Source organism: Sphingobium sp. EM0848, from assembly GCF_013375555.1.
Lineage (GTDB): Bacteria > Pseudomonadota > Alphaproteobacteria > Sphingomonadales > Sphingomonadaceae > Sphingobium.
The window spans coordinates 1,618,604-1,637,036 of sequence record NZ_JABXWB010000001.1 but is presented as its reverse complement, the minus strand read 5'-3'; the positions used below and the strand labels follow the sequence as shown (position 1 = coordinate 1,637,036).

The following is an 18,433-nucleotide window of genomic DNA, read 5'->3' as shown; positions in this document are numbered from 1 at the left end:
TAGGAAAATTGAGAAAAAATGGCGGTTTTGCAGGACTTCATCGTGTCACTTATGTCACCCAAATCCTTGCCGGTTGCGCGCTGATGGCGGCCGTCAATCACCGTCCGCTGGGTCTGACCGTCGCGATCGTCACGCTCGCGCTCGACCAGCTTGTCAAATATACCGTCACTTACCCGCTGGCGCTGAAAAGCCGGATGGACGACGGCATTGAAATCTTGCCGATCTTTCGCCTGCACTGGCTGGAAAATCGCGGCGTTTCCATGGGCTTCTTCCATGCTGACACCAACGTCATGCGCTGGATACTGGTCGGCATGACCATGCTGATCGCGGGCTTTGTGGGTGTTTGGATGTGGCGCGAAAAGGCGCGGCAGGATGTCGCTGCCCTCGGCCTCGTGCTGGGCGGCGCCATCGGCAACATCGTGGACCGCGTGCGGCTGGGTTATGTGGTCGACTATGCCGACCTGCATTTCGGTGAGTGGCGGCCATTCTTGATTTTCAACCTGGCAGACGCGGCCATCACTTTCGGCGTGCTGATCCTGCTTGCGCGGGCGCTTCTGCTGCGCGAGAAGGGCACAAAGACGGAGACTCTGAAGTAATGCGTAAACTGATCCTCGCCGCTGGCCTGATTTCCATGCTGTCCGCCTGTGGCGGCGGTGGCGGCCTGTTCAACCGCGCCCGTCCCGATGAGTTCGCCGTGTCGCGTCAGGCCCCGCTGGTGATTCCGCCCGATTACGCACTGGTCCCGCCTGCGCCCGGCACGCCTGCAGCCGCCTCGGTCGATTCGAGCAAGGCCGCGATGGAAGCCATGTTCGGTGGCCCGGCCGCTCGCAGTGCCGCTGAAACCGGCACCCTGACCACCGCTGGTCGCGCCAATGCTGCTGCGGGCATCCGTTCTTCGGCGGGCGATCCGGGCACGGACGTCGTGGAGAAGGGGGCGACCACCCGCGACATCATCGCCGCACCGGAAGGCGATGGGCAGGACGCTCGCGCTTCCACGCCGCAGCAGTAAAATCCGAAGCTTAGGGCTGGTTCTGGACAAAATCCTTGAACCGGCCCAGGGCATCGTCCCACTGGTTTCCCACTGTGTGGAGCCAGTCCTGAGCCTCCGAAACAGCCTCCCGGCGCAGGGTGAACAGCACCTCCCGTCCGCTCTTGGTACGGCGCACCAGACCCGCGCCCAGCAGCACGTCCAGATGCTTGGCCACGGCCTGACGACTGATCGGCAAGCCATCGCCCAATTGGACGATCGACCGTTCCGAACCGTCGGAAAGCCGGCCGATCAATCCCAGTCGTGTTGCATCCCCCAAGGCTGCGAACAGCCGGGCAGGGGAGTCTTCACCCTTCAACATAGTCGCGAATATTCTTCACCTGTTCGGCCCAGCCGCCGTCATTGGACCGCATGACATTGCTCCGCCGGGGTTCCGGCACCTTGTCGAACCCGCTTTCGGTCACGGTCAACCGTGTGCCATCTCCCACAGGCTCCAGCACGAACTCCACCAGCGTCCATTCCGGCACGGGCACACCGCTTTCCATCAGCGCCTTGTCGCCTCCGGTCGCCGGCCATTCATAGGCAAAGCGGGTCATCGGCTCGATCGCCACGATCCGCGCTTCCCAGCGATAATGTTCATAGCCGGGATAGGTCATATGTCCGGTCGAGGGCTGGCCCACGGCGAAGGGCTGGTCCAGCGCCACCCGGAACCAGGTCCCGAACTTCTCATGATCGGTCAGCGCGTCCCAGACTTTCGCGACGGGCGCGGCGATGTCGATGGTCTTGATGATAGAATCGGCCATATCAGCAACCTCCTGGTTGCCAATATGGCCCTTCCACTAATTAATGCAACCTTCTGGTTGCCAAATCAGGCGCTCGCTTCGGCACCCATGCCTGCACTGTTGTGACGCAGCGCCGTCAGCACGGTATCCACGATGGCCTCCGCATCCAACCGGGCATCGGCATATTGCTTTTCGGGCTTGTCCTGATCCTGGAAGATATCCGGCAGGCGCATTGTCCGCAGCTTGAGGCCGTTGTCGATCAGCCCCAGATCGCTCGCCAGGGTCAACACATGGGCGCCCAGGCCGCCAATGGCGCCTTCCTCGACGGTCACGGCGACCTCATGAGTGGTCAGCAGCCGTCGGATCATCGCTTCGTCCAGGGGCTTGGCAAAGCGCAGATCGGCCACCGTGGTCGACAGCCCTTTGGCCTCCAGCGCCTCGGCCGCCTTCAGCGCTTCCTCCAGCCTTGTGCCGAGCGACAGGATCGCCACCTGCCGCCCTTCGCGCACGATGCGGCCCTTGCCGATCTCCAGCCGCTCGGGCGTTTCGGGCAGGGCGATGCCCACGCCATTGCCGCGCGGATAGCGCACGGCGATCGGCCCATCGTCATGCACGGCGCAGGTGTGGACCATATGGACCAGTTCCGCTTCATCAGCCGCCGCCATCACCACGAAATTGGGCAGGGTGGCGAGATAGGTGACGTCGAAGCTGCCTGCATGGGTCGATCCATCCGCACCCACCAGCCCGGCGCGGTCGATGGCGAAGCGCACCGGCAGATTCTGGATCGCCACATCGTGCACGACCTGATCATAGGCGCGTTGCAGGAAGGTCGAGTAGATCGCGCAGAAGGGCCGCATGCCCTGCGCAGCCAGCCCCGCCGCGAAAGTCACGGCATGCTGTTCGGCAATGCCCACGTCGAAGGCGCGGTCCGGAAAAGCCTCCGCGAATTTGTCGAGGCCCGTGCCCGAAGGCATGGCGGCGGTGATCGCGCAGATCGTCCCGTCGCGCGTCGCCTCGGCGGTCAGCGCCTTGGCAAAGACGCCGGTATAGCTGGGCGGGCCGGGCGGAGCCTTGGCCTGCGCGCCGGTGACGACGTCGAATTTCTGCACACCATGATATTTGTCCGCCGCCGCCTCGGCCGGGGCATAGCCCTTGCCCTTCTGCGTCACGACATGGATGAGGCAGGGGCCTTCCGCCGCGTCGCGGACATTTTCCAGCACCGGGATCAGCTGGTCGATATTATGGCCGTCGATCGGGCCGACATAATAGAAGCCGAGTTCCTCGAACAGGGTTCCGCCCATCGCCATGCCGCGGGCGAAGGAATCGGTCTTGCGCGCCGCGTTGTGGAGCGGGCGGGGCAGCTTGCGCGCCAGCTTCTTGGCGATGTCGCGCAGGCCAAGGAACTCCCGGCTCGACACCAGCCGCGCCAGATAGGCGGACAGCCCGCCGACAGGAGGGGCGATCGACATGTCATTGTCGTTCAGGATCACGATCAGCCGGTTGCCGGCTTCCCGCGCATTGTTCATCGCCTCATAGGCCATGCCCGCCGACATCGATCCGTCGCCGATCACGGCAATGGCCTTGCCGGGCTTGCCGCTCAGCTTGTTTGCCACCGCAAAGCCCAAAGCCGCGCTGATCGACGTGGAACTGTGCGCCGCGCCGAAGGGGTCGAACTCGCTCTCGCTCCGCTTGGTGAAACCGCTCAGGCCACCGCCCTGGCGCAGCGTGCGGATGCGGTCGCGCCGCCCGGTCAGGACCTTGTGGGGATAGCATTGATGCCCGACATCCCACACCAACTTGTCGTTGGGCGTGTCGAACACATAATGGATGGCGGTGGTCAATTCCACAACGCCAAGCCCCGATCCCAGATGCCCTCCGGTAACGCCTACGGCGGAAATCACTTCCTGCCGCAGCTCATCGGCGAGTTGCCGAAGCTGTTCGGGTTCCAGGGCACGCAGGTCGGAAGGCCAGACAATCTGGTCGAGCAGCGGTGTTGAGGGGCGATCGTTCATGAAAGGCATAGACTCCGATCTGCGCTAGGCCGATCCACGGCGAAGCGCAACGTCTCCATCACGCTGCGCACTTGGCGCAGGTACCCAATATCTCGATTACGGGGCGTTCCGGCTGAAAACCTTCCCCTCGGGCGACGGCGCGAACCTTGTCCGTGACCTTGTCGTCATCGACATGGGTGGCCTGCTTGCAGCGGGTGCATACCAAGAAGATGCAGTCATGGTGACAGCCTGGATGCACATTGGCGATATAGGCATTGGCGCTTTCCACCCGCATCGCGATATTGTTGCTCACGAACAGGTCCAGGATGCGATAGACGCTGTTGGGCGCCACCCGCTTGCCGCGCGCCTTGGACACGGTGTCCGCTATGTCATAGGCCGATGCGGGGGTTTCCTCCGCCGCCAGCGCATCGAAAATCGCGGCGCGCATCGGCGTCCATTGTTCCTGGCTCGCCTCCAGCGTGGCGCGGGCGGCATCGGCCAGACTGGCGCCTGAAGGTTCATGATGGTCGTGATGGTGGTGATCGGCCATAAGTTCAATCTAAGCCTGGGTTATGCCGGGGGCAAGGGTGGCCAAGGATGCGGTCGCGGAATCAGGTCCGCCAATAGATCCAGGCCGTCCAAAGCCAGCCCGCGATCATCAGCGTTCCACCGATGGGCGTTACCGCGCCCAGCCATTTCGGCGCGCCAAGGGCCATGGCGTAGAGGGTGAAGGCAAAGATCGCCCCACCGCCCAGCATCAGCGCGGCAGGTCCCCGCGCCACGCCCATGATCGCCAGAGCGCCAACCGCGTGGATCAGTTGATAGAGGCCGCCTGTCCGCAGCCATTCCGCCGCCTGCGGGCTGGCCGCCCCATGCGCGCCAAAGGCGCCCGCGCCAATCGCCAGAGCCGCGGACAAGGCCGCCAGAACCGCAATCATGCCTTTTCCTCCCCCTCGCCCCGCGTCAGCAGGCGCATCCGCCTGCCGGGGCGGTACATCAAATCCTTGGCGGCCAGCAAATCGCCATGTTCGAACTGAAGGCTCATGCGCTCCGCATCATTCTCGCGATATTGGCGCTCGACCTCCTCGATTTCCTCCTGCGGCACACCCAGCGCCCGCATCGCCTGCACGCCCATGCAAATGGCGGATTCGAAGACTTCGCGCACGACGCCTGTCAGGTCCAGGTCCTTGAAGGCAAGCAACTGTCGCCGGTCGAAGGCCCGCACCAGCAGCGCCGCCTGCGGGAAGGCATCCGCAATCGGTTCCAGCACCCGCCCGTCAAGCGAAGGATCGTCGATGCAGAAGACGATCAGCCGCGCATCCTCCGCCCCCGACCGGCGCAGCAGGTCGATGCGCGTGCCATCGCCATAATAGACCTTCATGTCGAACTGACTGGACATCTCGATCTGGGAGGGCTTCTTGTCGATCAGCACGACACCGAAGCCATGGCCCATCAGCATCTGCGCCACCGTCTGGCCGAAGCGACCATAGCCGACGATGATCGCCGTGCCGCGCGGCGCGTCATCGGGCTTGGGCAGGTGCAGCCCGTCCCTGGGCCTGGCGAATTCCAGCCTGCGCGCGAACAGCATCAGGAACGGCGTCGTCGCCATGGAGAAGGTGACGATGGCGCTGAACAGGCTGGCGGCTTGAGGGGCGATGAGCAGGGCGTTCTGCGCCTGCGCGAACAGGACAAAGCCGAACTCGCCGCCCTGGCTCAGCAGCAGGCCCGCGCCGATGGCCTGATTTCTTTCCATGCCGAACAGCCGGGCGAGGCCGGTAATCAGCACCGCCTTGGTGACGACCAGAATCGCCGCCATGCCGATCACGAAAAAGGGATTGGCGGCAACGGCGCGCAGGTCCAGCACCATGCCGACGGCCAGGAAGAACAGCCCAAGCAGGATCGAACGGAAGGGTTCGACATCCGCCTCGATCTCATGCCGGTAGGGCGAATCGGCCAGCATCACGCCCGCGACGAAGGCGCCGAGCGCGGTCGAAAGATGCAGCGCATGCATCAGCGATGCGGCTGCCAGCACGGTGAACAGTCCGACCGCGACGAACAGCTCCCGCTCGCCCAGCCGCCCCACAAAGCGGAGCAGGGGACGCAGAATGAAACGTCCGGCCAGCACCAGCCCGGCGATGGCGGCCACCGTATAGCCGGCCATGATCCATCCCGGCGGGCCGCCGGCATCGTCGGGATTGCGCGAAAGGGCAGCGACGATGGTGATGAGCGGAACGATCGACAAGTCCTGGAACAGCAGGATTGAAAACACCTTCTCGCCAAAGGGCGAGTTGATGCGGCCGCTGCTCTTGAGGCCGGGCAGCACCTGCGCGGTCGAGGAGAGAGCCAGTGGCAGCCCCAGCGCAATCGCCGCGCCCCAGGTGAAACCGGTCGACAGGAAGATGATCGCCGTCAGCGCGCAGCCGCACAGCGCGACCTGCATCAAGCCCAGCGCGAAAATATCGCGTTTCAACCGCCAGAGTCGCGCGGGATGGAGCTCAAGGCCGACCAGGAACAGCAGCAGCACGATGCCGATCTCGGCAATGGCGAGCTTCGATTCCGCTCCGCCGACCAGTCCCAATCCCTGCGGCCCGACCAGCGCGCCCGCGACGAGGTAGCCAAGCACGGCGCCCAGGCCGAATCGGCGGAACAGCATCACGAACAATACCGCCGCGCCGAGCAGGATGACCCCTTCGGACAGCAGGACATCCGTGGCGGAGACAGGAGCGGCGGCGATTTGGGAAATCCGATCCTGCATCAGGCGTCCGCCATTCGCGCGGCTTCGGCAATGGCTTCAAAGCCCAACCGGATGGAGGCATGGCGCGCCGGATATCCCCGTGCCGGCGCCAGCACCGCCAGCCCCGGCCAGAAATCCAGATCCTCGCTTGTCCCCGCCAGATAGGCGGTCAGGCGATCGCGCGCCTCGGCCAGTTCATCAGCGGTGAGGCCGATGGCATGGGCCGCCATCAGCGCCGCCGATGCCTGACCCAGCGCGCAGGCCTTCACGTCCAGCCCGATATCGCTCAGGCACCCACCCTCCATCCGCGCGTCCACCGTCACCCGCGATCCGCAGGTGGGGGAGCGTTTTTCGACGCTTGCCTGCGCGTCGGGCAGCCGCTTGTGATGGGGGATATTCGCGGCGAGCCGCAAAATGTCCTTGTTGTAGAGGGGGGCATTCATTCCGACCCATGTAGGGCAGGATGAGCCGATGAGAAAGGGCGCAAACCCATGTTTTGTTACAGCCGCGCAAGGGTGGCCGCCGATATGACGGCCAGGGAGGGCAGGGCGATCTCCAGCCCTGCGCGCCATCGCTGCGAACGGGGCAAGGCGGGGAAATCGCCGATCGCGATCACGGTCGCCATCGCTCCCGCCATCATGGTCCAGAGATAATAGCGAAGCTCCGCCGCCACGCTGAACACGGCATAGCCCAAGCCATAAAACAGCGCCGATCCGGCCAGCATCCAGATGATCTTCGCCGATGCCATGCGCCGCGCCGCCAGCATCAGCCCGAGGGCCAGCGCCATCCATGCGCAGGGCCAGCCGAGCGGTGTATCCGCGCTTTTGACCGCGGCATCATCGACGAAGTTCAGCGCCGGGCCGGACGTCACATGGAAATTCCAGTCATTGGGCGCAGATTCCCGCTGCACGGGCCGTTCCACTTCATCATGGACCCAGAAGCGGGCATTGATATTCCAATGGGCGAGCCGGTGTTGCGCATAAGCAATGGGATGGCGAACGATCTGCCCGAGCCAGAAAGGCAGGGCACTGATGTGGGAGGCGTGAAAGTCCCGCCGGACCTGTTCGAAATTCAGCGGGCAGAGCGGATCGACCCACCAGGAGAAGCTGTCCCACTTAACGGGCGTATAGCAGTGATGGACCACTGCGACCGGATTGCCGACATGCATCGGGGGGAAGGCATCCTGTCCGCCATGTTCAGTGATTCCGGCGAGGTCGAAGATCACCAGTGACAGATTGACGTCGCTTGCCTCCGCGCCCAGCGCCCGATTGGCCAGCGGCATGGCCATCAGCAGCGTCACGGCCATGACGGCCGCGCCCACAGCCATCCGCAGCCGGGAAACCAGCACGACCGGTCCCAGCGCCAGCAGCAGGATCGGCACGCCCGCCAGAAAGGCATTGAACCGCAACGTCGCGGCAAAGAAGACCAGCGCTGCCGCACCGACCCTCGGCAGGACGGATCGGCTTTCCTGCGACAGCAGCATCATCGCCACAGCCGCCGTCAGCGCGCCCGCCATCAGGCAGTCCTTCAGCACCTCGCCCATCAAGGCGACGGACAGGGGCAGCAGCGTGCACAGGCCAAGCCCGACCGCTACCCCCGGCCGTCCACGGCGCAATGCCCAGACGATCATCCCCGTCATGCCCGCCGCATAAAGGCCAAGCTGCAACAGCAACATCGGCGCCGGTCCTGGCCATAGGGGCAGGATCAGCCGCCAGATGCCCTCCATCATCGGCGGATGCCAGTCGTCGAACGCGCCGCTCAACGCCTGATCATATTGCCGCACCGAATCATAGGTGACGAGGCCCGGCCAATAGCTGAGCGACAGCGCTACCGCCGCAAGCAGCGGCAGGAAAGCCAGAATATGCGACGGGCGCGCCGCTTTCATGTCAGGGGCGCTGCTCGGCAGGGGCAGGATCGGTCGGCGCGACGCGTGGCGGCGGCGTTCCCGGCTGAGGCCCCGGCGCGCCCGGTGGGGGAACGGGCGGTTGGTCGATCGGCAGGCGAATCTGTCCACCGCCGATATTGACCGTCACGCCCTGCGTATCCAGCCCAACGCTCATATTGCCCAGCCCTGCCTCGGTCGCGACATTGGCGATGGCGTTGACCAGATCGCTGTCCTTCGTCTCTTCCGGAGCATCCTCGACCGGCTCGTTGATCGCGCCCGCCATGAAATTGCGCCAGATCCGCGCAGGCACGCCGCCGCCCGCCGCGCCGCCGGGCAGGGGGGTGTTGTCGTCATTGCCGATCCACACCGCCGTCACGAGGCCCCCCGCATAACCGACGAAAATCGCATCGCGACTGTCCTGCGTCGTTCCCGTCTTGCCGAACGTGCTGGTGCGCAGGGCCGCTGCGCTGCCCGTGCCCCGATTGGCGGCGGAGGACAGGAGGTCGCGAATCATCTCCAGCTGATCGTCGCTGAAATGGCGCTGGCGGCTCATCAGGCGGCCGAACCAGCTCTGTTCCTCGGGCGGCAGGCCATGGGCCAGCACCGGATAGGCGCCCGCCGCCACCGCCGCATAGGCCTCCGTCAGCTCCACCAGCGGGATTTCCGACGTGCCGAGCGCCAGGCTGAGATCTTCGGTCAAGGGCGCCGTGACGCCCAGATCGCGCGCCACCTTGATGACATTGTCGACGCCGACCTTCTGCGTCAGCCGCACCGCTGCGACATTGCTCGACGCCGCGAAGGCCTGACGCAGCGTGATCCGGCCGCGATATTTGCCGCTGTGATTGGCCGGGCGATAGGTGCCGCTGGTGATCGGCGTGTCGTCGATCATGTCGTCCGGAGTCATCCCCGCGCGGAAGGCGGCGAGATAGACGAACAGTTTGAAGGTCGATCCCGGCTGGCGTTTCGCTTGCACGGCGCGATTGAAGGCGCTGTCGCTGTAGTTCTTGCCGCCTACCATCGCCACAACGCTGCCATCGGGCTTCATCGCCACCAGCGCTGCCTGCGCCTTGCCCAGCGGGGCGCGCCGGATCGCGGCCTCCGCCAGCCGCTGGATGCGCCAGTCGAGCGTCGTCGTCACATTCTGCGCGCCATAGACCGCGCCCGCCCGGTCGCGCGCCTGCGGCAGCACCCAGTCCGCGAAATAGGTTCCGCTGGTAGGATCGGGCGCCTCATGCACGTTGAGCCGCGCGGGGGGCAGGGCGTTGCGCTGCGCCTTTGTGATATAGCCCGCCTCGACCATGGCCTGCGTCACCAGCGCCGCCCGTTCCTGCGCGCCCTTGAGATTGGTCGTCGGCGCAAGGCGCGACGGAGCCTTCAGCAGCCCCGCCAGCATGGCGGCCTGCGGGATGGTCAGCCGTTCGGGCTGGCGGTTGAAATAGTGTAGCGACGCTGCCCTCAAGCCATAGACATTGTCGCCGAAATAGACGTTGGAGAGATATCTCTCCATGATCTGGTCCTTGGTCAGCCACGCCTCCAGCCAGAAGGCGATCAGCGCCTCCCGCGCCTTGCGCCCGAAGGTCCGGTCGGCGGAGAGGAATACCCCCTTGGCCAGTTGCTGGGTAATCGTGCTGCCACCCTGAGACGACCCGTCGGACCAGAGATTATGCCATGCCGCGCGCGCGATGCCGCGTGGATCGACGCCCCAATGATTATAGAAACGCCGGTCCTCGATCGCCATGAAGGCCTGCGGCACATGTTTGGGCAGGGCGGCGACGGTGACAGGCCTGTCGATGATCGCACCGCGCCGCGCGATCAGATGGCCGTCCGCCGACATCAGGCTGATGCTGGGTGGCGCGATGGGCTTCAGGGACCGGGACAGCGGCGCCGTCACCGCCAGCCAAGCGATGATGACCATCAGCAGCGCCAGCAGCGCCGCCACCACCCATCCGCAGATCTGCAACCGGCGCTTCCATGGGCCGGGCCGGGCAAAGGAACTGGGCGGTCCGGCGCCGAATTCGCGCGGCGGCAGGGCGTCAGGCTCAGGAGTCGGCAGGGGATCGTTCATCGCTTCGGTCATGCTGTGTTATTTGCCTGATACAGTCAAGCATGTCCCTTCGCGGGACAATCCTTAACTAAGAATCGCCATGGTCCAAATGGTAAAGAATCCGTTAACATCCGACTCATGCGAACACGTCCTCTTGTCCTGACGACCGAATCCGCGCGCCATCCGTTCCGCCAGCGGCTGCCGCGCCATGTGCTGCGCCAGACGGGTGAGGCGGGCGACGCCGCGCGTCCCCCGGTCTCCGACGATAATGACTGGAAGCTGTTCATGCTGAGCTTCGGCGCCTTCTTCACGGCCTTTTACAGCTTCATCTTTTAAGGCGCGGAAGGCCTCAATCGCAGGCCTGGTGCAGCGTCCAGGCGATCCACGCGCAGGGCAGGCACAGCGCCGCCACCAGCAGCAACTGGTTGACCACGGACATTCCCGCGATGCTGAGGCTGATGGTGATGAGCGAACCCAGCACCATCGCGCCTGAATTGACGATATTGTTCGCCGCCACCGTCCGCGCCGCCTCGCATTTTTCGACCGTGGTGGTCAGGAAGGCGTAGAGCGGCACGACGAACATGCCGCCGAATGTCGCCACGCTCAGCAGGCAGATCGACAGCGGGATCGCCAGCGGATGCGACAGGAAGCCAGCCAGCGAGAGCATCTGTCCGGTCGATTCCGCCATCCAGAGGTCGCACACGATATGGAAGGCGACGACGCTGATTCCCATGCCGATCACGGAAGCCGGGGCATATTTGGCCGAGACATGCCCGCCTAGAAGCCGGTTGATCGCAATCGACCCGATGGCGATGCCGATGGAGAAAATGCCCAGGAACAGGCTGGCGACCGATTTGTCGGCGGTCAGCACATTCTTCACCAGCGGCGGAAACTGGATGAACAATATCGTGCCCACCGCCCAGAAGAAGCTGATCGCCATGATGGCGAGGTAAAGCCGCCGGATGTGCATCGTTCCCCGCACCAGCGTGACCGAGGAACGGATGATATGAAAGTCGATCGGTTGCCGTTCGAGCAGAGAGGGGGCGGAGGGGACCTGCCGTCCCGACAGCCAGCCAATGACCGCCGTCAGGATGATGCCCGCCGCCGCAGCCTGGATCGGGATGATTCCGGCCAGGATCGTGCCCGCCAGAATCGCGATATAGGTGCCCGCCTCGACCAGCCCGGTGCCGCCCAGCACTTCCTCATCATGCAGATGCTGCGGCAGGATCGCATATTTGATCGGGCCGAAGAAGGTTGAATGCACCCCCATGGCGAACAGCGCGATCAGCAGCAGCGGAATGGCGAGCGTGTGGACCGCGATCCCGCTCCAGATCAGCGCCAGCCCTGCCGCGCCCACCGACATGATGACGATTTCGGCGGCTTTCACGATGCGGATGATGGTCGCCTTGTCCCGCTGGTCCGCCAATTGCCCGGACAGGGCGGACAACAGGAAGAAGGGCAGGACGAACACGCCGGTCGCCAGCGCACTGAACCACGTCTCCGACTTTTCGTCGTTATAGACCGTGTAGACGACGAACAGCACCATCGCGTTCTTGAACAGATTGTCGTTGAAGGCGCCGAGCATCTGCGTGATGAAAAGCGGCAGAAAACGTCGCTTTGTAAGGAGCCTGAAAGAGGCTTGCATGGGCGATGGGGTCTTCTTCGCTGTGGACTTGCGAGGCGGGGTCTAGCCACAGAATGGGGGTCTGTCCAACCCTCCCGTGCGTTAATGCTGTCGGCTCCGCTTGTGCGGCGCGCTTGACTGTGGCAGTCCGCCGCCATGCTGACGCTGCCCAATCTGCTGACGCTTTCGCGGATATTGACCGTGCCCCTGCTTGTCGCGCTGCTCTGGCCGGCGGAAGTGGGTGCGCGCTGGACGACCGGCTATATGCTGGCCTTCGGGCTCTATTGCCTGATGGGGATCACCGATTATTTCGACGGCTATCTTGCCCGCGCGCAGGGGGCGGTGTCGAAACTCGGCATTTTCCTCGATCCCATCGCCGACAAGATCATGGTCGGCGCGGTGATCCTGATGCTGGCGGCGACGCGGGACATTTCGGGTCTGCACATCGTGGCTGCGATGATCATCCTGCTGCGCGAGATCGCCGTATCCGGCCTGCGCGAATTTCTGGCCGGATTGCAGGTGTCGGTGCCGGTGTCGCGTCTGGCCAAATGGAAGACGACGTTTCAGCTCATCGCGCTCGGCGCCCTGATTCTGGCTGGCGCGGTGCCGCAATTCCCCTTCGTGCAGTTGGTCGGCATCGTGACGCTCTGGGCGGCGGCGATCCTGACGCTGATCACCGGCTGGGATTATCTGCGCGTCGGCATCAAGCATATGGATTGAGTGATGGCGAAGCTCACCCTCGTTTATTTCGCCTGGGTCCGCGAAGCCATCGGCCGGGATGAGGAGCAGGTCGAGCGGCCTACGCCGGACGTCACCATCCGCGCCCTGATCGCCGCGCTGGCGGAGCAGGGCGGCGGTCATGCCGAAGCCTTCGCCCAGCCCGAAAAGCTGCGCGCGGCGCTGGACCAGCGCTTCGTGCCGCTCGACAGCCCCATTGGCGACGCGAGGGAAGTGGCGATCTTCCCGCCGGTGACGGGCGGATGAGCCGCGTTTCCATCCAGACGGGGGATTTCGATCCCGCAAACGAACTGGCGGCGCTGGAAGCCTCCGGCGGTGGCGGCGTTGCCAGTTTCACCGGCATCGTTCGGGGAGAGGGCGGGCTGGTCGCGCTCGAACTGGAACATTATCCGGCCATGACGAACGCGCAGGTCGAGCGCATTGTCGAGGAAGCGCTGGAGCGTTGGCCGCTGCTCGGCGTCCGGGTGATCCATCGCTATGGACGGCTGGAGCCGGGCGAGCGGATCGTCTTCGTCGGCACGGCCTCGCGTCATCGCACGGTGGCGCTGGAGGCCTGCGCCTTCCTCATCGATTGGCTGAAATCGCAGGCGCCCTTCTGGAAGAAGGAGCATTTCGCGGATCGCACCGCCTGGGTCGAAGCGCGCGCCGAGGACGACGCCAGGGCCGAGAGCTGGAAGCGTTAAGCCGCTGCGCTGACCTCGGGCTGTTCCGCCGCCTCCCGCAGCAGCTCCGCCAGCAGCCGAAATTCCTTCTCGCGCGGGCTGTTCTTGCGCCACACCAGCGCGATGTCGCGATGCGACCGCTCGGACCGCAGCGGCCGGGCCGTGATCTGGGTATGGTTCAATATCCCACCCGAAATCGCCATTTCCGGCATGATCGTCATGCCCAGCCCATTATCGACCATCTGCACCAGCGTGTGGAGCGAGGTGCCCATCATCATCGCGCTCGCCCGGATTTCGGGCCGATTGCAGGCCGCCAGCGCATGATCCTTCAAGCAATGCCCGTCCTCCAGCAGCAGCAATTTGGTCTCGTCGATCATTTCCGGCGCGATCCATTCGGGCGGATCGCGCGGATCGTCGCGCGGAAAGGCGACATAGAGCCGGTCCTTGAACAGAAACTCGCTGTCCAGTTCCCCGGTCGGGAAGGGCAGCGCCAGCAGCACGCAATCCACACTGCCGTGCCGCAGCGATTCGATCGCCGTCTGCGTCGTCTCCTCCCGCAGATAGAGTTTCAGTTCGGGCCGCTCCGCACGCAGCTTGGGGAGCAGATGGGGCAGCAGGAAGGGCGCGATGGTCGGGATCACGCTCATCCTGAGTTCGCCGGTCAGCGGCTTGCCCGACGCTTGGGCAATGGCGGCCAGTTCCTCCGCCTCGCGCAATACCCGATGCGCTTTCTCGACAATGCGGTCGCCCAGCGTCGTGAAGCGCACCACCCGGCGCGTCCGCTCGACCAGGGTGATGCCGATCAGCGACTCCAATTCGCGAATGCCCGCCGACAGGGTCGACTGGGTCACGAAACAGCTATCCGCCGCCTTGCCGAAATGGCCATGCTCCTTCAGCGCCACCAGATATTGGAGCTGCTTGAGCGTGGGCATGTAGCTCGACATTGATCGCCTTCCTCGATTGGAAGGCCCAATATAAGTGTCTTAGCCGATATATCCAAGCCATTTGGCGACGCCGAACAGGGACGTCAGGGTCAGGATCGTTCCCACGGCGATGAACAGGGTGCGCGGCGCCACATGCCGGGCCAGCATCGCGCCGAAGGGCGCCGCGACCACGCCGCCGATCAGCAGGCCGACCGTATAGGTGGTGAAGGTTTCCCAACCCATGTGCAGCAGGAAGGTGATGCTGATCGACAGGGTCAGGATGAATTCGACGCTGTTGACCGTGCCGATGGTGTGGCGCGGGCTGGACCCCTGGATCAGCAGGTTCGACGTCACCACCGGGCCCCAGCCGCCACCGCCCGTCGCGTCCATGAAGCCGCCGACCAGCCCCAGCGGCGCGACCCATTTGGGATCGCGCGCCTGCGGCGGGAAATGGAAGCCGCGCCAGACCAGATAGACGCCGATCCCGGTCAGATAGAGTTGCACGAACGGCTTGATGACCGCGCCATCGACATGAACCAGCAGATAAGCGCCGGTGACCCCGCCGATCACGCCGGGAATGATGAGCCGCGCGAACAGCCGCCAATCGACGTTACGATGCGCGATATGGCTGATTGCGGACACGCCGGTGGTGAAGGTTTCCGCCGCATGGACGCTGGCCGAAGCCTTGCTGGGCGGCAGGCCGAGCGCCAGCAGCAGCGTGCTGGAGATCACGCCATAGGCCATGCCCAGTGCGCCGTCGATCATCTGCGCCCCGAAACCCACGAGGATGAACGGCAGTATTTCGGCGAAATTGGCGATAAAGCTGTCGGTCATCCATCGGCCCCTGTCTTGAATTGTCTATCGCCTTGGTAGGTATATCATCAAGTACCAAGAAACTTTCTGTTTTATCGAGCGAAGCCGAAATAGCCGCACATCTGGAAAATTCATCCCTTTGTGCTTATGTACCGATTGGTCGGTTTCCAAAGGGGCGCTGCATGTTGCGCAATCTTATTGCTTATCTGGACTCGGTCAAATCGCGCGATCCCGCGCCGCGTTCGCGCGCCGAGATATTGTTATACCCCGGCGTCTGGTCGCTGGCCTTCCATCGCGTGGCCCATCGGCTTTACGGCGCGCGGCTGTTTTTCCTGGCTCGGGCGGTGAATCATTTCTCGCGCTTCCTGACCGGTAACGACATTCATCCCGGCGCCCGCATCGGAAAGCGCTTTTTCATCGACCATGGCTTTACCGTGATCGGAGAGACGGCGGAGATTGGCGATGACGTCACCCTCTATCAGAATGTGACGCTGGGCGGCACCGATCCGGCGAACGGGATTGCGGGCAAGCGTCATCCCACGCTGGAGAATGGCGTCATCGTCGGCTCGGGCGCGCAGGTATTGGGTCCGGTGCGCGTCGGCGCCCGTGCCCGCGTGGGCGCCAATGCCGTCGTCACCAAGGATGTGAAGGAAGGCGCGACCATGGTCGGCATCCCCGCGCGTCCCATGCTGGTCGACGTCACCGCCTATCAGCGCGACTTCCTGCCCTATGGCACGCCCTGTTCGGACTGTTTCGACCCGGAAAAGCAAAAGCTGGAACTGCTCCAGTGCGAGGTCGAGCAATTGCAGAAGCGCCTTGCTGAGTTGATGGCGGAACGGGGCCGGACGCCGGACGACGATGCGCCTCTGTTCAAGGAGCGTGGCCGCGCCTGATGAGCAATGTGACGCCGTTCCCGTCGCAGGCGGCCCAGGGTGCAGGGGCTTCAGCCAGCCAGATCGGTTTCGATCGTCTCGAACTTCAGCGGATCATGGATCTTTACGGCCGGATGGTGGCCGCCGGTCACTGGCGCGACTATGCGTTGGATATGGGCCGTGAAGCCGCCATTTTCTCCGCCTTCCGCCGCGCCGCTGAACGGCCTGAATTCCGTATCGAAAAGCGTCCCGCCCTGCGCCATCGGCAAGGCATGTGGGCGCTGATCGGTGAAGCGGGCAATGTGCTGAAGCGCGGAGCCGAGTTGCAGGGTGTGCTCGCCCCGGTCGAACGGCGGCTGCTCAAGATCGTTGGCGAATAATTTTCCCGGCTCTGCCGTTACGACAACCGGCGCATCCCGCGATCAGCCCGGTCATCGCCACAAATTTCACCTTTTGCTGCGATTGCGCTGATGATAGCGCCCTGTTCCGAAGACCATCAAGGAGAGACCCGTTCATGAGCTTGCCGGCATTGCTGAAAGGCCGTTTGTCCCTGCCGCTGATCGGCTCACCGATGTTCATCGTGTCGCAGCCGGCGCTTGTGATCGCCCAGTGTCGTGCCGGGATCGTGGGTTCCTTCCCCTCGCTCAACGCCCGCCCGTCCGGCGTGTTCGAACAATGGCTCCAGCATCTGAACGAAGCTCTGACGGACAAGGACGCACCCTTCGCGGTGAACCTGATCGTCCACAAGACCAATGACCGGCTGGAGGAGGACCTTGCCCTCTGCGTCAAATATCGCGTGCCGATCGTCATTACCTCGCTGGGCGCGCGGGAGGATGTGAATCAGGCGGTGCACAGCTATGGCGGCATCGTCCTGCATGACGTCATCAACAATGTCTTCGCGCGCAAGGCGATTGAAAAGGGCGCCGACGGCCTGATCGCCGTTGCGGCGGGGGCGGGCGGTCATGCCGGCACCCTGTCGCCTTTCGCGCTGGTGGAGGAAATTCGCAGCTGGTTCGACGGCCCGCTGGCGCTTTCGGGTGCGATCGCGACGGGCCGCTCGATTGCGGCGGCGCGGATGATGGGCGCGGACTTCGCCTATATGGGTTCCTCCTTCATCGCGACGCAGGAAGCCAATGCCGAATCGGGTTACAAGCAGATGATCGTCGACAGCGGCGCGAATGATATCGTCTATTCGGATTTCTTCACCGGCGTTCTCGGCAATTATCTGCGCCCCAGCATAAGCGCGGCCGGTCTCGATCCCGACAAGCTGCCCAAGGCGATGGACATGGATTTTGCCAAGCTGTCGGGCGGCGAAAAGAAGGCCTGGCGCGACGTGTGGGGCGCGGGGCAGGGAATCGGCGCGATCCGGCAGGTCCAGCCCGCTGCCGACTTCATCGCGCAACTGAAGGCGGAATATGAAGCCGCCGTCTCAGCCTTCAATTCCTAGGTTCCTGCGTTGGTTTGCGCCTGCAGGAGCATGACGCAAATCAGGATGAGGTCAGAAATTCGTGCAGTTCGACCATGAAGCGGTCGAACTGGTCATGATGCAGCCAATGGCCGGCCTGTGCGAATTCGACCAATCGGGCGTCCCGAAAATGCGCGGCGCGTCCATCCTTCACCGGATTGGACGCCCAACTGTCCAGTCCCAGGCAGAGCAGCGTCGGGCAGGCGATCCGGCTCCAGAACTGGGGCAATTCGGCGTCGCTCCCGGCCTGCGGCGCCATGTCATGCAGATAGGGATCGAATTTCCAGCGATAGCTGCCATCCTCGTTGCGATTGACGCCATGGATGGTGAGATGCATCGCCTGCTCGACTGACAGATGGTCGTTCCGTTCCCGCATGCGCGCCACCGCTGCCTCGATGGTCGGATAATGCCGTCTTGTGTGGCGCGCGCGTTTTTGCCGCTTCCCGATCCAGTCCAGCCATTGGTCGGGCGCCGGTTTCTGCGCCCTTTCCGCGATGCTGTTGGGCGACAGGCCAAGCCCTTCTATCGCGACGATTCTGGCGACCTTTTCCGGGAACAGCCCGGCATAGCGCAGCGCGATCGATCCGCCCAGCGAATGGCCGACCAGAATCACCGGGTCCCGCCCCAATTGTTCGACCAGTTGCGCCAGATCATAGACGTAATTGGCCATCATATAGGAGCCTTCGGCCGACCAGGCGCTGTCGCCATGACCGCGCAGATCGGGGACAACGACATGATAGTCCTTCGCCAGCGCCCGCGCCGTCCAGTCCCAACTGCGCGCATGATCGAATCCGCCATGCACCAGGATCAGCGTCGGCGCCGAACTGTTGCCCCAGTCCAGATAGTGCAGGCGCATCCGCAACGATGTGTAGAAATGCGACGTTGGGGCGGCTGACGTACTCATGCGGTCCT

General features: G+C 64.0%; 22 protein-coding genes. 9 read left to right on the top strand and 13 right to left on the bottom strand.

The window, feature by feature from the left end:
• The first annotated feature begins 83 nt into the window (after positions 1-83).
• Positions 84-596 (top strand): signal peptidase II, encoded by a 513-nt coding sequence (gene lspA / locus HUK73_RS07750; protein WP_176592863.1) that lies wholly within the window; start codon positions 84-86, stop codon positions 594-596.
• Positions 596-1,009 (top strand): DUF3035 domain-containing protein, encoded by a 414-nt coding sequence (locus HUK73_RS07745; protein ID WP_176591391.1) that lies wholly within the window; start codon positions 596-598, stop codon positions 1,007-1,009. The genes lspA and HUK73_RS07745 overlap by 1 nt, the downstream gene beginning before the upstream one ends.
• A gap of 10 nt (positions 1,010-1,019) precedes the next feature.
• On the opposite strand, the gene HUK73_RS07740 is transcribed toward HUK73_RS07745, so the two are convergent.
• The 9 genes from HUK73_RS07740 to HUK73_RS07700 all read right to left on the bottom strand — a co-directional run bounded on the left by HUK73_RS07740 (position 1,020) and on the right by HUK73_RS07700 (position 10,457).
• A complete protein-coding gene (locus HUK73_RS07740; RefSeq protein ID WP_176591390.1) occupies positions 1,020-1,349 on the bottom strand; it encodes a helix-turn-helix transcriptional regulator in 330 nt (109 codons plus the stop codon).
• Positions 1,336-1,791, bottom strand: a complete 456-nt coding sequence (locus HUK73_RS07735; protein ID WP_176591389.1) for an SRPBCC family protein — start codon at positions 1,789-1,791, stop codon at positions 1,336-1,338. The genes HUK73_RS07740 and HUK73_RS07735 overlap by 14 nt, the downstream gene beginning before the upstream one ends.
• Before the next feature lie 65 nt (positions 1,792-1,856).
• Entirely contained in the window at positions 1,857-3,791 is a 1,935-nt protein-coding gene (dxs, locus tag HUK73_RS07730) for a 1-deoxy-D-xylulose-5-phosphate synthase (RefSeq protein WP_176591388.1), read from the bottom strand.
• 49 nt (positions 3,792-3,840) lie between these two features.
• The gene (locus tag HUK73_RS07725) at positions 3,841-4,311 is read right to left on the bottom strand and encodes a Fur family transcriptional regulator (RefSeq protein ID WP_176591387.1); all 471 of its coding nucleotides are present in this window, start codon (positions 4,309-4,311) and stop codon (positions 3,841-3,843) included.
• Between the two features lie 61 nt (positions 4,312-4,372).
• Entirely contained in the window at positions 4,373-4,699 is a 327-nt protein-coding gene (locus HUK73_RS07720; protein WP_176591386.1) for a DUF423 domain-containing protein, read from the bottom strand.
• Positions 4,696-6,516, bottom strand: coding sequence for a cation:proton antiporter (locus HUK73_RS07715; protein ID WP_176591385.1), 1,821 nt, complete (start codon positions 6,514-6,516; stop codon positions 4,696-4,698). Before HUK73_RS07715 ends, HUK73_RS07720 begins: the two co-directional genes overlap by 4 nt.
• On the bottom strand, positions 6,516-6,938 hold the full coding sequence (locus tag HUK73_RS07710) for an iron-sulfur cluster assembly scaffold protein (RefSeq protein WP_176591384.1): 423 nt from the start codon (positions 6,936-6,938) through the stop codon (positions 6,516-6,518). Before HUK73_RS07710 ends, HUK73_RS07715 begins: the two co-directional genes overlap by 1 nt.
• A gap of 56 nt (positions 6,939-6,994) precedes the next feature.
• Positions 6,995-8,380 (bottom strand): hypothetical protein, encoded by a 1,386-nt coding sequence (locus tag HUK73_RS07705; RefSeq protein ID WP_176591383.1) that lies wholly within the window; start codon positions 8,378-8,380, stop codon positions 6,995-6,997.
• Between the two features lies 1 nt (position 8,381).
• Positions 8,382-10,457 (bottom strand): transglycosylase domain-containing protein, encoded by a 2,076-nt coding sequence (locus HUK73_RS07700; RefSeq protein WP_176591382.1) that lies wholly within the window; start codon positions 10,455-10,457, stop codon positions 8,382-8,384.
• A gap of 105 nt (positions 10,458-10,562) precedes the next feature.
• On the opposite strand from HUK73_RS07700, the gene HUK73_RS07695 reads away from it, so the two are divergent.
• Complete coding sequence (locus HUK73_RS07695; protein WP_176591381.1) at positions 10,563-10,760, top strand: hypothetical protein; 198 nt, start codon at positions 10,563-10,565, stop codon at positions 10,758-10,760.
• A gap of 13 nt (positions 10,761-10,773) precedes the next feature.
• Here the strand turns inward: HUK73_RS07695 and HUK73_RS07690 are convergent, their stop codons facing one another.
• The gene (locus tag HUK73_RS07690; RefSeq protein WP_176591380.1) at positions 10,774-12,069 is read right to left on the bottom strand and encodes an MFS transporter; all 1,296 of its coding nucleotides are present in this window, start codon (positions 12,067-12,069) and stop codon (positions 10,774-10,776) included.
• Between the two features lie 135 nt (positions 12,070-12,204).
• Here HUK73_RS07690 and pgsA point away from each other — a divergent pair, with 135 nt between their 5' ends.
• The 3 genes from pgsA to HUK73_RS07675 are packed head-to-tail and all read left to right on the top strand — an operon-like array spanning position 12,205 to position 13,469.
• On the top strand, positions 12,205-12,768 hold the full coding sequence (gene pgsA, locus HUK73_RS07685; protein WP_150290382.1) for a CDP-diacylglycerol--glycerol-3-phosphate 3-phosphatidyltransferase: 564 nt from the start codon (positions 12,205-12,207) through the stop codon (positions 12,766-12,768).
• A 3-nt stretch (positions 12,769-12,771) separates the two neighbouring features.
• Positions 12,772-13,032 (top strand): molybdopterin converting factor subunit 1, encoded by a 261-nt coding sequence (moaD, locus tag HUK73_RS07680; protein ID WP_176591379.1) that lies wholly within the window; start codon positions 12,772-12,774, stop codon positions 13,030-13,032.
• Positions 13,029-13,469 (top strand): molybdenum cofactor biosynthesis protein MoaE, encoded by a 441-nt coding sequence (locus HUK73_RS07675; RefSeq protein ID WP_176591378.1) that lies wholly within the window; start codon positions 13,029-13,031, stop codon positions 13,467-13,469. The genes moaD and HUK73_RS07675 overlap by 4 nt, the downstream gene beginning before the upstream one ends.
• Here HUK73_RS07675 and HUK73_RS07670 read toward each other — a convergent pair.
• Together HUK73_RS07670 and HUK73_RS07665 are read right to left on the bottom strand one after the other, a co-directional pair.
• Positions 13,466-14,392, bottom strand: coding sequence for a hydrogen peroxide-inducible genes activator (locus tag HUK73_RS07670; protein WP_176591377.1), 927 nt, complete (start codon positions 14,390-14,392; stop codon positions 13,466-13,468). The two genes, HUK73_RS07675 and HUK73_RS07670, sit on opposite strands and share 4 nt — an antisense overlap.
• 39 nt (positions 14,393-14,431) lie before the next feature.
• Positions 14,432-15,205 (bottom strand): sulfite exporter TauE/SafE family protein, encoded by a 774-nt coding sequence (locus tag HUK73_RS07665; protein WP_176591376.1) that lies wholly within the window; start codon positions 15,203-15,205, stop codon positions 14,432-14,434.
• 161 nt (positions 15,206-15,366) lie between these two features.
• Here HUK73_RS07665 and epsC point away from each other — a divergent pair, with 161 nt between their 5' ends.
• The 3 genes from epsC to HUK73_RS07650 all read left to right on the top strand — a co-directional run bounded on the left by epsC (position 15,367) and on the right by HUK73_RS07650 (position 17,503).
• A complete protein-coding gene (epsC, locus tag HUK73_RS07660) occupies positions 15,367-16,077 on the top strand; it encodes a serine O-acetyltransferase EpsC (protein WP_176591375.1) in 711 nt (236 codons plus the stop codon).
• Positions 16,077-16,436 carry a DUF2794 domain-containing protein gene (locus tag HUK73_RS07655; protein WP_176591374.1) on the top strand — a complete coding sequence of 120 codons (360 nt, stop codon included), beginning with the start codon at positions 16,077-16,079 and terminating at the stop codon, positions 16,434-16,436. The genes epsC and HUK73_RS07655 overlap by 1 nt, the downstream gene beginning before the upstream one ends.
• A 134-nt stretch (positions 16,437-16,570) precedes the next feature.
• Positions 16,571-17,503, top strand: a complete 933-nt coding sequence (locus HUK73_RS07650) for a nitronate monooxygenase family protein (protein ID WP_176591373.1) — start codon at positions 16,571-16,573, stop codon at positions 17,501-17,503.
• Between the two features lie 40 nt (positions 17,504-17,543).
• Here HUK73_RS07650 and HUK73_RS07645 read toward each other — a convergent pair whose 3' ends face one another.
• The gene (locus HUK73_RS07645; RefSeq protein ID WP_176591372.1) at positions 17,544-18,425 is read right to left on the bottom strand and encodes an alpha/beta fold hydrolase; all 882 of its coding nucleotides are present in this window, start codon (positions 18,423-18,425) and stop codon (positions 17,544-17,546) included.
• Positions 18,426-18,433: the final 8 nt, after the last annotated feature.

What these genes read in the sequence shown, in the direction of transcription:
- lspA (WP_176592863.1), top strand. Translation starts at nt 84, where the DNA reads ATGGCGGCCGTCAATCACCGTCCGCTGGGTCTGACCGTCGCGATCGTC.
- HUK73_RS07745 (WP_176591391.1), top strand. Translation starts at nt 596, where the DNA reads ATGCGTAAACTGATCCTCGCCGCTGGCCTGATTTCCATGCTGTCCGCC.
- HUK73_RS07740 (WP_176591390.1), bottom strand. Translation starts at nt 1,349, where the DNA reads ATGTTGAAGGGTGAAGACTCCCCTGCCCGGCTGTTCGCAGCCTTGGGG.
- HUK73_RS07735 (WP_176591389.1), bottom strand. Translation starts at nt 1,791, where the DNA reads ATGGCCGATTCTATCATCAAGACCATCGACATCGCCGCGCCCGTCGCG.
- dxs (WP_176591388.1), bottom strand. Translation starts at nt 3,791, where the DNA reads ATGCCTTTCATGAACGATCGCCCCTCAACACCGCTGCTCGACCAGATT.
- HUK73_RS07725 (WP_176591387.1), bottom strand. Translation starts at nt 4,311, where the DNA reads ATGGCCGATCACCACCATCACGACCATCATGAACCTTCAGGCGCCAGT.
- HUK73_RS07720 (WP_176591386.1), bottom strand. Translation starts at nt 4,699, where the DNA reads ATGATTGCGGTTCTGGCGGCCTTGTCCGCGGCTCTGGCGATTGGCGCG.
- HUK73_RS07715 (WP_176591385.1), bottom strand. Translation starts at nt 6,516, where the DNA reads ATGCAGGATCGGATTTCCCAAATCGCCGCCGCTCCTGTCTCCGCCACG.
- HUK73_RS07710 (WP_176591384.1), bottom strand. Translation starts at nt 6,938, where the DNA reads ATGAATGCCCCCCTCTACAACAAGGACATTTTGCGGCTCGCCGCGAAT.
- HUK73_RS07705 (WP_176591383.1), bottom strand. Translation starts at nt 8,380, where the DNA reads ATGAAAGCGGCGCGCCCGTCGCATATTCTGGCTTTCCTGCCGCTGCTT.
- HUK73_RS07700 (WP_176591382.1), bottom strand. Translation starts at nt 10,457, where the DNA reads ATGACCGAAGCGATGAACGATCCCCTGCCGACTCCTGAGCCTGACGCC.
- HUK73_RS07695 (WP_176591381.1), top strand. Translation starts at nt 10,563, where the DNA reads ATGCGAACACGTCCTCTTGTCCTGACGACCGAATCCGCGCGCCATCCG.
- HUK73_RS07690 (WP_176591380.1), bottom strand. Translation starts at nt 12,069, where the DNA reads ATGCAAGCCTCTTTCAGGCTCCTTACAAAGCGACGTTTTCTGCCGCTT.
- pgsA (WP_150290382.1), top strand. Translation starts at nt 12,205, where the DNA reads ATGCTGACGCTGCCCAATCTGCTGACGCTTTCGCGGATATTGACCGTG.
- moaD (WP_176591379.1), top strand. Translation starts at nt 12,772, where the DNA reads ATGGCGAAGCTCACCCTCGTTTATTTCGCCTGGGTCCGCGAAGCCATC.
- HUK73_RS07675 (WP_176591378.1), top strand. Translation starts at nt 13,029, where the DNA reads ATGAGCCGCGTTTCCATCCAGACGGGGGATTTCGATCCCGCAAACGAA.
- HUK73_RS07670 (WP_176591377.1), bottom strand. Translation starts at nt 14,392, where the DNA reads ATGTCGAGCTACATGCCCACGCTCAAGCAGCTCCAATATCTGGTGGCG.
- HUK73_RS07665 (WP_176591376.1), bottom strand. Translation starts at nt 15,205, where the DNA reads ATGACCGACAGCTTTATCGCCAATTTCGCCGAAATACTGCCGTTCATC.
- epsC (WP_176591375.1), top strand. Translation starts at nt 15,367, where the DNA reads ATGTTGCGCAATCTTATTGCTTATCTGGACTCGGTCAAATCGCGCGAT.
- HUK73_RS07655 (WP_176591374.1), top strand. Translation starts at nt 16,077, where the DNA reads ATGAGCAATGTGACGCCGTTCCCGTCGCAGGCGGCCCAGGGTGCAGGG.
- HUK73_RS07650 (WP_176591373.1), top strand. Translation starts at nt 16,571, where the DNA reads ATGAGCTTGCCGGCATTGCTGAAAGGCCGTTTGTCCCTGCCGCTGATC.
- HUK73_RS07645 (WP_176591372.1), bottom strand. Translation starts at nt 18,425, where the DNA reads ATGAGTACGTCAGCCGCCCCAACGTCGCATTTCTACACATCGTTGCGG.